Genomic DNA, 15,523 nt, shown 5'->3' with positions numbered 1-15,523 from the left:
CTCTATGAGAAGCCTCCGGCAGGATCGCCGAAGGATTCTCATGTTCCAGCAGCACGAAATACATCAAATTATTGATGTTCGCGGGTTTTGTTAAAAGTAATTTTAGGCCATTCCTCTTCCGCCTGCTGCAAACGCCACTGGCTGGGGGCGAGGAAGGTCAGGTTGTCGTCTCCGTCGAGAGCCACAAAACGGGGATAGCGTTTCTTGATCCCGTCAATTTCTTTCTGATCATCGCTACAGATCCAGCGGGCGGTGTGGTATTCAACTGGTTCGTAGAGGGCGGAAACACTGTATTCGTCCTTTAGGCGGGACATGATTACATCAAACTGAAGCAGACCTACGGCTCCGAGAATTTTATCATTGTTGCCAAGAGGTTTGAATAGCTGTACGGCACCTTCTTCGGCCAGTTGGTGCAGACCTTTGTCGAGCTGTTTGCTTTTAAGAGGATCTTTCAGGATTACCCGGCGGAAATGTTCAGGGGCAAAGTTGGGGATTCCGGTGAATTTCAACTCTTCCTTGGATGAGGTGAAGGTGTCGCCGATCTTGATGGTCCCGTGGTTGTGGACCCCGATGATGTCACCGGGATAGGCTTCTTCGACCCCGGTGCGGTCCTGAGCCATGAAGATGGTGGCGTTGGCTATCTGTACTTCTTTTCCGATACGGTGGTGGTGGACCTTCATGCCGCGTTTGAATTTACCGGAACAGATACGCATGAAAGCAATGCGGTCCCGGTGTGCCGGGTCCATGTTGGCCTGAATTTTAAAGGCCACAGCGGAAAAGTCGGATTCAAAGGGCGAGACTTCGCGGGTTGTGGTCGCCCGTCCTTTGGGGTGCGGGGCAAGTTCAACGAAGGAATCCAGCATTTCCTGCACCCCGAAGTTGTTAATGGCACTGCCAAAGAAAACAGGGGTCTGCTTGCCCGCCAGATAGCGTTCCTTGTCAAATGGATATCCTGCGCCATCGAGCAGTTCCAGTTCTTCGCGCAACTGTTCGGCCTGATCACCGAGAAGTTCATCGAGACGGGGGTCGGAAAGGTCTTTGATCACTTCTCCCTTCTGGATGCCCCCGCCGTGGATGGCGGAGAAAAGGTGTAGTTCGCCTTTATGGATGTTGTATGTGCCTTTGAAGTCTGAACCCATTCCGATAGGCCAGCTCAGGGGGGCGCATTCAATCTGCAGAGTGTCTTCAATGTCCTGCAGCAGGTCGAAGGGGTCTATTCCCTCGCGGTCCATCTTGTTGATGAAAGTGATGATCGGAGTGTCGCGCATGCGGCAGACTTCCATCAGTTTTTTGGTCTGGACTTCTACCCCCTTGGCGCAGTCGATGACCATGAGCGCGGAGTCCACGGCGGTAAGCACGCGATAGGTGTCTTCGGAAAAATCCTGGTGACCGGGGGTGTCCAGCAGGTTTACCTCATAGTCTTTGTAGTTGAATTTCATGACTGAGGTGGTAACGGAAATTCCGCGCTCCTGTTCCATGGCCATCCAGTCGGATGTAGCATGGCGGGCGGCTTTTCTTGATTTTACGGTCCCGGCCATCTGGATTGCTCCACCATAGAGGAGGAGCTTTTCGGTCAGGGTGGTCTTACCTGCATCCGGGTGGCTGATAATGCCGAAGGTCCTGCGGCGTTCGACTTCTTTCTTGATTTTGGGGTCTACATTCTGGGACATGATATATTTCCTGCGTATGGCTTATTTTGATAGTGGTGCTGAACTCTGCTAAAGGATTTTTGTCCATTAGTTATAGATGCGTTCATGCAAGTGCTGGATTGTCCGTATCAGGATTAGCACAAAGGTCAAGTAATACATTCATGGTTCCGATTCCAATTAAGTGGTAATGAACTTAAAAAAACGTTATATTTGAATTTCCCCAGCAGTATAAAACAAGGCAGGTATGGACAATGATCAAAAAAGCCAGTTTGCGTTTGTTGCAGCGCCCGGCAATGGAAGAGACTGTTTTAGCGGAAAAAATATACCGCAGGACTTCTCTCAGTGAAGACCTTGCTCTGGCCGGAGATCCGGCGGTGGAGCTGGATGGGCCTTTGCTGCTGAATATTATGGTCAAGTTTTTCCATGCCTACGTTTATCCCGGATCCCATGAGCAGGTTTTGGAACTTAAAGATATTTCCCTGCTTTTCGACCGTTTTGTGCATCGCAGGCTGGGAAGTGATGTGCTGGAGAACTGCCTTGAATTGCGCAAGCAGCTTTTGTCTTACGGGTTCGCATTATGCATGCTGGCCGATCTTCCTAAAAGTGTGCATATTTTCAAGGCCATTGCCGATGCTGAACCGCAATTGGGCGGAGATCCTTTTACCGGTCTGGACATAGGCTCAGGAACCGGGATTCTGATGCTGGCCATGGAAGTTCAGGCCAGACGTAACGGCTTTGAAAGCTCTTCTCTGGTGGGCATTGAACGCAATCAGATTGTTGCCGAGCGGACGAATGATGTGCTGGGAAACATGGGGTTGGGTAATGTAATTGTGGCCGACGCCAAAAAGATTGAAAGCTATGGTTTTCTGGAAGGGCGCAAGCTGCATTACATCTGCAATGAAACCCTCCCGAGTTCAGGCCGCAGCCTGTGGAAGGAAGATTTTATTTTTATCAGTAAGACCCTTTTCGACGGTCTGGGAAAACATACCGCTGAAGCTGTTTTCTTTCCCGAGGCTGTGCTGGTGGGGAGAAATTCCGAGGAGATGCTGACCGTGCTGGACAGATCTTCAGGTTTTCAGCTCGAAAACGAAAAATATCCCCTGCGGCTTATGAAACCTTTTGCCATCAGCCTTTCCGGTGAAATGACCGGACTTGAAGAAGTCGGTAAGGAGTATGAGGATTACATTCCTGCCAGTTGGAGGAACGTTCTGACCCGGCGCTGGTAGATAGAAGTCTAGTTGACCCGTCCCAGATACTCCTCCAGAGTTTGAAGGAGTTTTTTCTTTTTGACCGGTTTGGACATGTGGGCGGTACAGCCTGATTCCAGTGCCTTTTGTTCATCGTCCTGGAAGGCATTGGCGGTCAGGGCCAAGATCGGGGTCGGGGACAGATCATTTTCTTTTTCATATTCCCTGATGGCTTTTGTTGCTTCGTAACCATCCATTATCGGCATCTGAATATCCATGAGAACTATGCCGAATTTTTTTTCCCTGAACTTTTCAAAACCTTCCTGCCCGTTCTCGGCATATGTTATCCGGTATGGTGTTTCTTTGAGGAAAAGATCTATAACCATACGGTTGTCCTCGGAGTCCTCAACCAGAAGGATATTCATCTCTTCGCCTGAATCATGGTGTTGAACATTGGTTGATTCCTGCATTTCAGACAGCTCTACGTCCAGCGTTTGATCGTTTTCCTCATTCAATGCAGGGCCTGAAGTTCTGGTAAAGGTATAGCGGATGTCCTCGACAATTGCCTGCGGGTGGACCGGGCGATGCACATAGGAGGCGCCCAGCTGTTTGGCCCGTGCCGTTGCCCGAGGCTGGGGCTTTGCTTCCATGATCATAATCAGTTTCCAGTCCGTGCAGGGGCCGTGCTTTAATTTTTTCAGTATGTCAAAACGATCCTCTTCTCCGCATGGCTGTCCAACAAGAAGAATGCTGTTCTTATAGGATGAGAGTGCAATCTCAGCTGCATATGCGGACGATTCCCCTAGATTGTCGGCAGCATATACTTTTGCACCAAGATCGGTCAGGCTGTGACCCAGATAATCCCGGCATATGCTCTCTTTATCCACAAGGAGTATTGCACAGTCTTCCAGAGGAGGAGCTATCTCCGGCTGGATGGGAAATTCCGCACTGATTGTGAAAGCGAATGAAGCTCCTTCCCCTTCAATACTTGAGACGAAAATTCCGCCCTGCATGCTTTCCACCATGCGGCTGCATATGGAGAGGCCAAGGCCGGTTCCGCCATAGTTGCGGGTAGTGGATGAATCCGCTTGAGAAAAGGTCTCGAAAATAGAATTCATTTTTTCAACTGGAATACCCACCCCCGTATCAATGACGATGAAGCGAAGGTAGCCGGCTTCAGTCAGGTCGGCTTCATAAGTAATCGTCCCTTTGTCCGTGAATTTAAGTGAGTTTCCGATCAGATTGACAATCACCTGTCGCAATCTGGTCGGGTCTCCGGTTATGATCCGGGGGACAACCGGTGCGATGTGCCAGCAGAGATTGATTCCCCTGACCTGGGCTCTGAGAGCGAAGATGGAACCGATTTCTTCAAATAATTCTTCAAGGTTGAAGTCTATTTCTTCAAGATCAATCTGCCCGGCCTCGATTTTTGAAAGATCGAGAATATCATTGATGAGCAGGAGCAGGTTTTCTCCTGCGTTTTTGAAAATTTTTACGTAGCTGCGCTGAATCTTGCTCAACCGGGATTCCCAGAGCAGATCAGCCATTCCCAGAATGGCATTCATGGGTGTTCTGATTTCGTGGGACATGCTGGCCAGAAAGTCGCTTTTGGCCTTGTTGGCCGCATCCGCAGCCACCTTGGCTTTTTCAAACTCCTGAGCTTTTCTTTTTTCGGTAATGTCTTCAAGCACCCCTTCGAGGCAGTCCTGCTTGTTTCCGTCTTTCTCAAGGGAAACAGTCATGTTCACCCAGATGGGGGTTCCGTCTTGACGTCTCATATTCATTTCCCGGTCACGAACAATACCACCTTCCAGCAGTTCTTTGATCATGGCTTTATGCTCTTCCGGCTTTACGTAAAGGCTTCTGAGCTGAGTTTTCCTGATTTCATTCCAGCCCTTGTAGCCGAACATTTCTGCCAGAGCCCGGTTGGCTTTCAGCAGTATGCCGTCAGTATTTACCTCTGATCTGAAAACACCGACATTGATGCTTTCAAGGAGGGTGCGGTACTGGGTTTCCGAATCTCGCAGGTCGGAATAGAGCCGGGCGTTCTGGATGGAAATTGCCGCCTGTGAGCAGAGCAGGTTCAGCACTTCAAGGCGGTCGTCGGTAAAGACTCCCGGACTGAGGTTATTCTCAAGGTAGAGAACCCCGCGCATGATCTGCTGGTTGATAACCGGCATGGCCAGTATGGATTTCGGTTTGGTCCTGATGATGTAGCTGTCAATTGAGAATGCCCCTTGGGTTCCGGCATCTCGCAGAACAATGTTATCTTTGGAACGTAGCACGTAGTTGACGATGCTCCGGCAGTAAAGCTCCTGATTCGGGTCCGGATTGGGCTGGGTGGTTACGCCGTGCTCGGAAACAAAGGCATGGGCGGTGAGTTCAAGGGCGTTCTTGTTGTTCAGGAGCAGGGTGGCCTTTTGCGCTCCGGCATTTTCAATGACTATGCGCATGAGCTTGTCCAGCAGCCGGTCAAGAACGATTTCCCCTGAGATAGCCTGTGAAGCTCTGACAACTGCGGAAATATCAAGGGAGCTGGCTGCCTTGTCCCCGGTATGGAAGTAAGAGTTGAAGGGATTTTGGGAGTCTTCGCTCAGTTGTGGATATTCGTTGAGCATTCGTTGAACTTTTGCAGAAGCACCCCATTCCCGGTAATAGCGGCATGCTTCTGAAAAAAGTGCCGTGGCCGAATAGGTTCCACCTATGGCGGAATGGAATTTTCCGGCCAGTTCACAGGCCAGTCCGCCGAAGTTATTGTATCCAGATTTGGAGCATGTTTTGATGGCTTCTTCATACAGGGCCATCGCGTTGCTGTTGTCTTTGTTCAGTCTTGCGTATTCAGCAGTGGCAATCAGGTAGAGGTGGCGGAAGTTTTCAGGACAGCTCTTTTCCCATTTCTTAAGACGCGCGAGAGAGTGGTTGATGCGATTGAGATAAATCTTCTGCGTTTTGGTGTCGGCTGATTCGTAGAGGGCAGCCATGTTTACGATGCAGAAGAAATGGAAAACAGCAACTGAATACATGCCGAAAAGGGCTTCTTCCACTTTCTCGTAAAGGGGATTTATCTGTTCCAAAGCTTTGGCGTGATAGCCGAAGAACGAGAGTGAAATCATTTTCGATATGGCGGTCCAGTTCTCCAGCACTTCCGATCCGCTGCTTTTGGCGGCACTGATGAGTTTGCTTTCCTGAAAATTGTCATCATCAAGGTAACCCGGTGTGTATGTCTTGCCTTGCATGCTTTTACACATCTGCAAGGGGAGGTTGATTGTCCCGGAACTCAGGGAGTTCTTGTTTTTACGGATGAAATTTAAATACCGGTCAGCAAGGCTGTATACTTCGGAAAGGGCTTGGCCCTGCATGAATGTCAGGTGTACCGCGAAGTATCCGGCATAGCGGGCAAAGGTGTTGTCTCCATGCATGAGTCCACTGTGGAAGGCTTTGTCCAGAGTTTTGATGTTCTCCTGCAGAGGAATATGCCAGTGGTCGTGCATGCCCCCGCGGAGCATGTTGATTTTGGTTTCCAGTCCGGTGGTGCCGAATTTTTTATTCAGATCCACAGCCAGTTTCGTAAATTCCTTTGATTTTTTGAATGAAAACTCCCTGGAAGCCAGAAACATGGCATAAAACATATAGCTGAACGGCGAAAAAGGGGCATTGCCGTGTCTGATCGAAAGGCGGATCATCAGGAGGATAATATAAAAAACAAGACTTTTATTGTACATGTAAGCCGGAGTAATGGTGCTCATTAAAAGCTTCATGGTTTCCAGATGATATTCGGAATCCATGTCCGGCAGATTGTATAACTGGGCAGTGCTTTTGGTGCCGATGGACATCCGTGTTTTCAACAGTTCGGCACCCAGAGCCAGTTTGCCCGGGCTTTCGGGAATCATAACATTGTACGCCCGCAGGGTTTCCAGACCGATTTTTACCGCTTCGTGGTACCTGCTCTGGTCGGAATAAAGCTGTATTCTGGAGAGCTGTGCTTTGGTGATGTCCCGGCGGTCCTGCGAGTGTTCAATAATTTTATCGAACACTTTTTCAGATTGTTTGATTGTCCCGTTCAGGAACTCACATTCATACCAATTAAGGTACAGGTCGAAATTTATCCTGTAGTCGGAGGTCCATCCTTCCTCGCCCAGCAGGCGTGCCGCCTTTGACAGGTATCCGGCAGCCAGTTCAAAAGCGGAACTTCTTTTTGCCTTGCGTCCTGCATTTATGAATATTGTGGCTATCCCATGCTTATCCTGCGACTCGTTGAGAGCGCTGATGCATAGGCTGTATTGGGTGGCAAGCTCAAAGGTCGCATCTTCCAATTCCGTTTTAGAAAAGACTTTGCGCATGGCTTGCCCGATATCGATATGCAGATTGTTTTTTTCAGAAGCGTTAAGCATCGAGTAAGCAGCTTTTTGTACCCGGTCATGCATGAAAGAGAATGTTTGCGGACCTGCGAGAGGGTTGAATTCAGAGTTCAAGGCTGAAGCCCCGGCATCAGCGACAACCAGCCCTTCCTGTTGCGCCAGCCCCAGATAGTCCATGATAATCTGGTCAGGGAGTTCAACAATCTCCATGAGGATGCGCAGATCGAATTTGCACCCGATCCCTGACGCAGCCTTGAGAATCTCCTGCCCTTCAGGAGGTTGGGTCAGAATTTTATCCGCCATGAGCTCAACCAGATTGCCGTCCATGGAGAGGTTGCGGATGGCATTGATATCCCATTCCCAGCGGGTTTTATTGTTGTTGAAGTTTATAAGACCGGCCCGGTACATGTTGAGCAGGTATTCGCGGACGAACAGAGGATTGCCGCCTGTCCGGCTGTAAACCATCCGGGCCAGTTCTTCCGTTCGCTTTCGGTCGGTTCGCAGGGTGCTGCTGATCAGGCCGTGAACATGGCTAAGCCTAAGCCTGTTCAAGGTTATTGTTCGCACCTTGGGGCTGAGTTCCACAATATCGTTTATGCGTTCCTGAATGCCGTCTTCCATTGGCTGGTTGGTCCTGTAGGCACATATGAGCATCAGGTGGGAAGTCTCCTGATCTTCAAGAAGACGTTTCAGGAGTTGCAGAGTCGATATATCCGCCCATTGCAGGTCATCCAGAAACAGGACCAGAGGCTTGTCGATGCTGGGGAAGACTTTGATAAAATTTTTGAAAGCAAGATTGAATCTGTTGCGGGATTCGGTGGAACCCAGCTCTGCAGGGGGCTGTTGCTGCCCGATGAGCAGCTCCAGTTCCGGGAGAACTTCGCTTATCAGGCTGGCGTTTTGCTCCAGAACGCTGGTAATCCGTGTTTTCCAGGCATTGATTACCGGTGTCGGGCTGGCAAGTCTTTTGTGCAGCAGTTCTTTAAAGGCTTGGATCAGTGCACTGTAGGGACGGTTCCGTCTGAACTGGTCGAATTTTCCGGATATAAATTCCCCGTTTTCCCTGAAAACATTTTTTCTGAATGATTGTACCAGCGATGTTTTGCCGTTTCCTGTTTCCCCACGGATAAAGACAATTTCACAACTGCCCAGTATTACTTTGCTGAAAGCATCCTTGAGTTCCACCAGTTCCTTTTGGCGTCCGAACTGCTTTTGCGAGAGAGTGAATATATCTGAGATATCCTGATGGCCGGGCGTGAAGTTGTCTGCCATGCTCTCAGAACTGATAATCCGTAGACATGATTTCAGATCCTGCTTGATACCGTGGGCGGACTGGTAGCGGTCGCCGGGATTTTTGGAGAGCAGTTTCATAATCACTGCAGAAAGAGATGGTGGAATTTCCGGGTTGATACTTTGCGGATCGGGCGGTTCTTTGGCCAGATGGCAGTGAATTAACTCCAGGTCATACTCTGCGGTGAAAGGCTTGCGTCCGGTGAAAAATTCAAACAGGGTCACTCCCAGCGAGTAGAAATCTGAGCGTCTGTCCAGTTCGGTGCTGACTCTGCCGCTTTGTTCCGGTGAGATATAAGCGATATTGTCGCTGGAAATAAGTTCAGACGAGGAAAGTGTAAATGATTCTGAAATTCTGGAGCTGTTCTGCAGATTGGTCAGCAGGGCTTCCTTGTAGTCCGGGGTAATGGCTATGCTGTCCGGCCGGATATTGCGGTGCAGGAATCCTTTTGTGTGGATATGATTGATGGAGCTGACAATCTTCAGCGCTATCTGAATTTTCTGGCTGAGATTTGCAGTGGAAGCGGGAATCATGGAGTTAAGCAGATTATAGCCTTTGTCCTCCATGATCAGGGCCAGAGAATTGTCGGTACGGTGCAGGGTAACGGCCTGTATTATCCCATTGCTGCCGATTTCCTGAGCAGTGGCATATTCGTTTTTCAGTCCGTTCAGCAGGCGGGGAGAAGGAAGTTTTGTGTTTGGGTATTTTATAAGAACAGGAAAATCGTCATAATCCCTGACAGCCCTGCATAATGTCATGTCATTCCCTTTGTAGAGGGGGGAAACATTTTCATATCCGGCAAGGTTGATCATTATTCGAATCTCTCCCGTCTCGGCCTGTGCGATTTAAGAATGTCGCGGTTGCAGCTGTTTTTACGTCAGTCTCTGGGGATCGTCTGGATATCCTGTTTCAGCTCCATGAAAAAAAGGAGGCTGATTTCTTTTATAGCACTATTGATAGGTTCTGTCATCGCCGGATTTAAAAGGTATGGGCAGGATGTTCCTGTTAGATCAGGGAGAGATGAGCCGAGAGCATGATCAGGCCGAATCCGGTCACCACAACTGCTCCAAGCAGAGAGATTACAGAGTAAACTATTCTGACGCTTCGGGCGAAGCTGCTGCGGTCCATAACATTACGTGCTTTTGCGGCAATAAGGGCAAAACCGGAGGTTGTTACGGCCATGCCCGTCGCCATAAAAAACATGGCTATGAGTCCGGCCGGGAGTATTCCGGTGGAAAGAGTGTAAACCAGTATGATGGCCGCTCCCGGGCAGGGGATAATCCCGGTTACAAAGGCGACTGTGGCTATTTCTTTGAGGGACCCCTGACCTTCGGCTTCGCATTTGTCCCGTTCATTTTTATTGAAAGAGCGTAAAGCCTCAAGCAGTAGCCAGAGACCGATCAGTGCCACCAGCCCGTAGCTTGCTGTCTGGAGGTGGCGGTTGAAGGTTTCAAAACCGGCCATGCCGTTTTTCAGGAATAAATAGGCAAGGCAGACAGCCAGAGTTGCTGAACCGACATGTACAATGGTTATAACCCACGACATGAAAGCTGCGGCGAACATGGAGCCCCCCCTTGATATGAAATAGGCGCAGACTACAGATTTGCCGTGTCCCGGCCCCACTGCATGGACGATTCCGTACATGAATGCAAAAATGAGGAACATCCAGAGCGACTTTCCGTAGGGATCGTTTTTTATGTCTCGGGCAAAACCGGTCAGTCTGGTCCGTATTTCTTTCTGCATCATGGTAATTTTGAACATGACCTTGGCGTAGGCCCCGCCGGTCCAGTCTTTTGGTGCCACTTTTGACGCCGGAGCTTTAGTTCCGAAAGGGGAGGAGGCTGAGCCTTGACTGATTTTATGTTGATTGGTTTCCTGCTTTTGCGGAGCCAGAAAGGGATTGTTCTGCTGCGCTTTTGCCGTGGATGCGGCGAATGCGAAAGTAAGAGTCAATATCAAGATAGTCAGGATGTATGTATTTTTCATAATTATCATTACTTGGGCTGGAAGGTCAGTACGGCGGCTTCAGGAACTATCTGGTCGAAGAAATAAGCCATTTCCGCAACCGGCTTCAAAGTGAGGCTGGTCTGAAATTGTCCGTTAGTTCCCAGCAGTTTGTTTTGGGGGTCCATCTGTACTGATGTGTAGAAGCTCTCATCAAAAATGGCGACCATAACCACGTGCTTGTCGCTGTCGGTAATATTCAGGGGTACGAAAAAATCATAAACAAGAGTGCCGTCTTCAACAGTGGGCTTGAATTCAACGGCTTCAATAGGGCTTTGCTCTTTGCCATCCACAAGGATGCGTGTGAAGTAGTTAAAGTTCTTGAGGTTGACAAAAGCCCCCTGCTCAAGGGCGGAAGCCTCGTCCGGGGTGAGTTTGTTATCGTGGTTCTTGTCGAAGTCTCCGAGGATCATAGTCGCGAACATTTCGTCGAACCACCACTTTTGACGTACACCGGCAAGGCCTTTGTCGTTGAATTCAAAGGTCAGGGAACAGTCCACAAATACGTGCGGATGGGCGGACGCTTTTACGGGGGCAAACAGGCATGAGAGCAGGGCGCACGCTAGAATAAAAGAATAGAAAACAGCCGTGCGTTTTCCTGAATTATTGTCGAAAAGAATTTGCATGCAGGCAAGATGGAGGATGATATAAAAACTGTCAAGCAGGGAACAAAAAAGCCGCACAGCCAGAGGATGTGCGGCAACAATTTTTTAAAAGCGGAATGTTTAGTCTCGGGACCGTATGCTGCGGACCACGAAGTCGGTGGTCTCTTCGTAGAGGTTGGGCAGGTCGTAAGGGGAGAGAAATCTGGTCCTGACTGTACCTACTATGTTGGAGTAGACAATTGTGGTGGTATCGTCGACAGAAAGACCGCGGATGGAACCGTCCTCAATGCCGCGTTCGACCGATTCGCGGATGACATTTAAAAGCTGCTGGAATTTCACAGCAATGCGGGTCCGGTCCAACTCAATCTGAACGTCGGAAAACGGGGAGCAGCGCAGCAGCACCGGAAAGGTATTGCGGTGTTGCAGGGTATAGCTCAGATAGCTGCGCATGAAGGTCTGAATACCTTCCAGTCCACTCTCCGCCTTGCGGGTTTCCGCGCTCAGATATTCTGTGAGGTCCTCAACAATTGCCACCCCGGCAGTGATGAACAGCTCCTCTTTTGACCCGAAATAATGAGAGACAAGTCCGAATGCCACGCCCGCCCGTTCAGAGATCATTTTCACAGTGGTTCCGGCATAGCCGTAACGCCCGAAAATTTCTTGAGCCGCATACAGAATTGCGTCTTTTTTGTTTTTACCTTTCATGGCCCCTCGCTGGCACGTTAAAGGTTTACGATCAGGCTCACTCTCGGAATGGACCGGAAAAAGTCTGCCGTTATATGTTTGCTCGCTTGCGCTTTTATAGGCCGGATTGATTGTGCGGTCAAATAGGGTAGTGCTTTTTTGGGATAACCTGCATGATGAATCAGGGTATAATGACGTTAAATTGCATTAACAGGACACATTAAGCCTTGCCGGAACTATTCTGTTTTTGTGAACTCCTTTACTTGCCCACAAAAAACACTCCTGATAATCTCCATTCACCACTAAAAAGGAGCCAGTATGGACCCATCTACTCTGAATATTATTCTGACCGTGATCATTATTCTCGGCGCAACAGTGCTGCCCTTCGTGCTGGGGACCAGGCTGCGTCGTTCAAAGCCGGGCGTTCTCTGGATCGGATTGCTGCTTTGTTTTATTTTCGGGCCAGCTGGACAGGTCTATGTAGCGGGCTGGATTCCCTGGTTCCTGATTGTGCTCGGGGTCAGTCTCGGAGCGCAGCAGGTCTTGTCCGCACAGCTCGCCATGCTGGTCATGGTTGTTTTTTCGCCGCTGGTTATGTTTTTCAGAATGCGTAAGTAACGGATTTAATCCACGGGCTCCTGCTTTAAACAGAGCAGCCCTCTCAACATATTCTGCATGCTCGCTTCCATGCGGTCCCAGCCGATCTCGTCCTGCAGGCTGACTCCTCCGTAATGTTTGGTATTCAGCGAGCGAATGGATAGGTATGAAATTGCCCCGCCGAGAATTGCAACAGCTGCGGCCAGATCCACGTCATCGGGTACATCCGGGGTCATGTGTTCGAAGAATTCCAGTGCGGTTCGCACCCTTACATCTTCCAGTAGGTCAGAGAGCGGTGTGCGTTCCAGCATTTCCCAAGCCAGCAGACGTAAGGTGTCCGGTCTGGTTTCAAGGGTTCTGCGCAGGGCGGTGAAAAAAGCCGCGACCTGTTTTTCCGGCTCTATTTCAGGGAATTCTTCAGGGGCATTGGACAGCAGTTCTTCGGTGGTCGGCCAGTAGATTCCGGATACAGCCAATTCACTCATCAGTTTTTCCAGACCGTTAAAGTAGCTGTAAAGGGTCTTGCGGGTTACCCCGGCCTTGAGTGTAATTTCATCCACATCAAGATTATTGAATCCTTTTTTGGCTGCACATCTGTAGGCAGCATGCAGGATTTTTCTGCGTGTTGCAGTCAGGGTATTGATGGGCACTACTTTTAAAGTCATATTGGCGGCCTTTTGTTGAAAGATTTTGTTTGTATTTATAATTATACCATATTTTAGACTGTAACTCTCTGCTGATTTTAGTCAAGGAGTCCGGGATCGTAGAGTGTTGCTTTTGTTTTTTCCTATTTTAGCACATAATGCTGAAACTCAAACTTGTAACAAACTTACGGAGAGAATGAATGGGTTCGAGAATTCTTGTAATTAATCCCGGATCAACATCAACCAAAGTGGCGATATTCAACGAAGAGAAGCTGTGCTTTGATGCTGAAGTAAGCCATCCCCGTGAAAGAATAGATAGATTTTCCTCTGTAATGGAGCAGAAAGAGTTTCGCAGTGCAGCTGTTATGGAGCTTATTAAAGATAAGATTGAGGAAGGAACACCTGATATGGTAGTTGGCCGCGGAGGTTTGCTTAAGCCCATCTCCGGCGGTCCGTATTCAATCAACGATGAAATGATTTCAGATCTTGAGAACGCACGTTACGGTGCCCACCCCTGTAATCTCGGAGCCATACTCGCCCGTGAATTTGCGGAATACTGGAGTGTGCCGTCCATGATCATGGACCCGGTAGTTACAGATGAAATGGATCCTGTGGCCAAGGTTACCGGGTTGCCGGAGATTAAGAGGCGCAGTGTTTTCCATGCCTTGAGCCAGCGGGGAGTTGCCCGCAGTGTTGCCGCTGAAATGGGGCTGGAGTACGAACGGGCAAAATTCATTGTCAGCCATATGGGTGGCGGTGTTTCCATTGGAGCCCACAGGTACGGCAAGGTTGTTGATGTCATCAATGCCCTTGACGGGGAGGGGCCGTTCAGCCCCGAGCGGTCCGGTTCATTGCCTATCCTGCCGGTTCTCAATCTTGTGGAGTCCGGTCAGTATACTTTTGATGAAATGCGTAAGGTGATCACTTCCCGGTCCGGGGTTCTGGGATTGCTTGGAACCAACGATATGCGTGAAGCCCAGGCCCGCATGGAAGAAGGGGATGAGGATGCCCGTCTTGTACTGGAGGCGCTGGTTTACAATTCCTGTAAGCATATTTGCTCCTTTATCCCGGCATTGATGAAGGATGATCCAGAGAAGCGTCCTGTAGATGCCATTATCCTTACCGGCGGTGTTGCGCGCAGTGAATTGCTGGTTAAGGCGGTGGAGGATGTGCTCGGATTTATTGCCCCGGTAAAAGTAGTCACCGGCCTCGAAGAAATGGAAGTGATGGGCCGGGGTGGATTGGCTGTATTGCGCGGAGAGATGCAACCGCAGCAATACCATAGTTAAGACGTTGGCGTAGGTGCTGGATTGGTTGCTCTCGGCGAGCTGAATTTTTTTGTTCTGCAGATTTATGCAACTGGGTTTAAGTTCCGCAGACTTTTAATATAATTTTGTTGTTTTTGTTGATAACAAGTGGGGAGAACTCAGTTCTCCCCACTTGCCATTTAAGGATTGCAACCTAATATCTACTGTAAAGGTATAAAATACTTGCTAAGCAAAGGTCTTGAGCGTAAAATAATTCATACCAAAATGGTATAGAATTAGAACTTAATACGAGACTGATCGTTTCCCTTCCGAAGTTTAGCGGAAGAGGATATAATCAGAATAATCTAATAAACATGAATCAAGCTATCCGAAAACGGATGATATGCGGAGGAAAATATGTGGGAATATACAAGTAAGGTTCAAGAGCATTTTCTCAACCCCAAGAATGTCGGGGTGATTGAAGACGCAGATGCCATCGGTGAAGTAGGTTCACTCTCCTGTGGTGATGCACTTAGGCTGTTTCTAAAAATTGATGATCAGGAACGTATTGTAGATGCCAAGTTTCAAACTTTCGGCTGTGCCAGTGCCATCGCCTCCAGTTCCGTACTTACTGAGTTGATCAAGGGGATGACCCTTGATGAAGCTTCAAAAGTGACCAACAAGGAGATTGCCGAGGCTCTTGGGGGATTGCCCAAGGAGAAGATGCACTGTTCCGTAATGGGGCAGGAAGCTCTTGAAGATGCTATCCGTAAGTACCGGGGGCTTGAAGCTGCTCCGGCACCTGAAGGTGAAATTGTCTGTAAGTGCTTTGGCGTTACTGACGTCCAGATCATACGTGCTGTAAAGGAAAACAAGCTTACCACCCTTGAAGAGGTGACCAACTTCACCAAGGCCGGTGGCGGTTGCGAGGAATGTCACGGACGCATCGAGGAAATCCTCAATGAAGTTCTTACCGGTGAGTCCTCAAAGCCTGTTCCGGAACCGGAAAAGCCTGCCAAGCTGACTAATATCAAGCGGTTCCAGCTGGTAACCAAGGTTATTGACGAGGAAATCCGTCCGGCTCTGAACAAGGATGGCGGAGATATTGAGCTCATCGACATCGATGGACATGAAGTTATCGTCTCCCTGCGCGGAGCCTGTGTCGGCTGTCCTTCCAGCGGACGGACCCTCAAGGACTTTGTAGAGCGCCGTTTAAGGGAAACCGTGGAACCTGAAATAAACGTGCAGGAGGGCTAG

10 protein-coding genes are annotated in these 15,523 nt (G+C 49.3%); 4 read left to right on the top strand and 6 right to left on the bottom strand.

All coding sequences use genetic code 11. The annotated features are described in order from the left end of the window. Positions 1 to 68 precede the first annotated feature (68 nt). Positions 69 to 1,670, bottom strand: coding sequence for a peptide chain release factor 3 (locus ACKU41_RS11315; protein WP_321400842.1), 1,602 nt, complete (start codon positions 1,668 to 1,670; stop codon positions 69 to 71). Positions 1,671 to 1,900: 230 nt separating this feature from the next. Here ACKU41_RS11315 and ACKU41_RS11310 point away from each other — a divergent pair, with 230 nt between their 5' ends. Beyond that, a complete protein-coding gene (locus ACKU41_RS11310) occupies positions 1,901 to 2,875 on the top strand; it encodes a hypothetical protein (RefSeq protein ID WP_321400840.1) in 975 nt (324 codons plus the stop codon). 8 nt (positions 2,876 to 2,883) lie between these two features. Here the strand turns inward: ACKU41_RS11310 and ACKU41_RS11305 are convergent, their stop codons facing one another. The 4 genes from ACKU41_RS11305 to ACKU41_RS11290 all read right to left on the bottom strand — a co-directional run bounded on the left by ACKU41_RS11305 (position 2,884) and on the right by ACKU41_RS11290 (position 11,799). Next, on the bottom strand, positions 2,884 to 9,297 hold the full coding sequence (locus tag ACKU41_RS11305; RefSeq protein WP_321400838.1) for an AAA family ATPase: 6,414 nt from the start codon (positions 9,295 to 9,297) through the stop codon (positions 2,884 to 2,886). A 193-nt stretch (positions 9,298 to 9,490) separates the two neighbouring features. Then, positions 9,491 to 10,471, bottom strand: a complete 981-nt coding sequence (locus ACKU41_RS11300; protein ID WP_321400836.1) for a nickel ABC transporter permease — start codon at positions 10,469 to 10,471, stop codon at positions 9,491 to 9,493. An 8-nt stretch (positions 10,472 to 10,479) separates the two neighbouring features. Then, positions 10,480 to 11,115: a DUF1007 family protein gene (locus ACKU41_RS11295; protein ID WP_321400834.1), complete on the bottom strand. Its 636-nt coding sequence runs from the start codon at positions 11,113 to 11,115 to the stop codon at positions 10,480 to 10,482. 99 nt (positions 11,116 to 11,214) lie between these two features. Then, positions 11,215 to 11,799, bottom strand: coding sequence for a TetR/AcrR family transcriptional regulator (locus ACKU41_RS11290; protein WP_319777472.1), 585 nt, complete (start codon positions 11,797 to 11,799; stop codon positions 11,215 to 11,217). Positions 11,800 to 12,096: 297 nt separating this feature from the next. On the opposite strand from ACKU41_RS11290, the gene ACKU41_RS11285 reads away from it, so the two are divergent. Next, positions 12,097 to 12,396 (top strand): hypothetical protein, encoded by a 300-nt coding sequence (locus tag ACKU41_RS11285; RefSeq protein WP_321400832.1) that lies wholly within the window; start codon positions 12,097 to 12,099, stop codon positions 12,394 to 12,396. A gap of 5 nt (positions 12,397 to 12,401) precedes the next feature. Here the strand turns inward: ACKU41_RS11285 and ACKU41_RS11280 are convergent, their stop codons facing one another. Further along, positions 12,402 to 13,040: a TetR/AcrR family transcriptional regulator gene (locus ACKU41_RS11280; RefSeq protein WP_319777470.1), complete on the bottom strand. Its 639-nt coding sequence runs from the start codon at positions 13,038 to 13,040 to the stop codon at positions 12,402 to 12,404. 179 nt (positions 13,041 to 13,219) lie between these two features. Between ACKU41_RS11280 and buk the strand changes: the two genes are divergently transcribed. Beyond that, on the top strand, positions 13,220 to 14,308 hold the full coding sequence (gene buk / locus ACKU41_RS11275) for a butyrate kinase (protein ID WP_319777469.1): 1,089 nt from the start codon (positions 13,220 to 13,222) through the stop codon (positions 14,306 to 14,308). A 375-nt stretch (positions 14,309 to 14,683) separates the two neighbouring features. Beyond that, the gene (gene nifU / locus ACKU41_RS11270; RefSeq protein ID WP_321400830.1) at positions 14,684 to 15,523 is read left to right on the top strand and encodes a Fe-S cluster assembly protein NifU; all 840 of its coding nucleotides are present in this window, start codon (positions 14,684 to 14,686) and stop codon (positions 15,521 to 15,523) included.

Origin of the sequence: Maridesulfovibrio sp. (genome assembly GCF_963678865.1) — a bacterium.
Lineage (GTDB): Bacteria > Desulfobacterota > Desulfovibrionia > Desulfovibrionales > Desulfovibrionaceae > Maridesulfovibrio.
The sequence above is the reverse complement of the archived record's forward strand: the minus strand, read 5'-3'. Positions and strand labels throughout refer to the sequence as shown.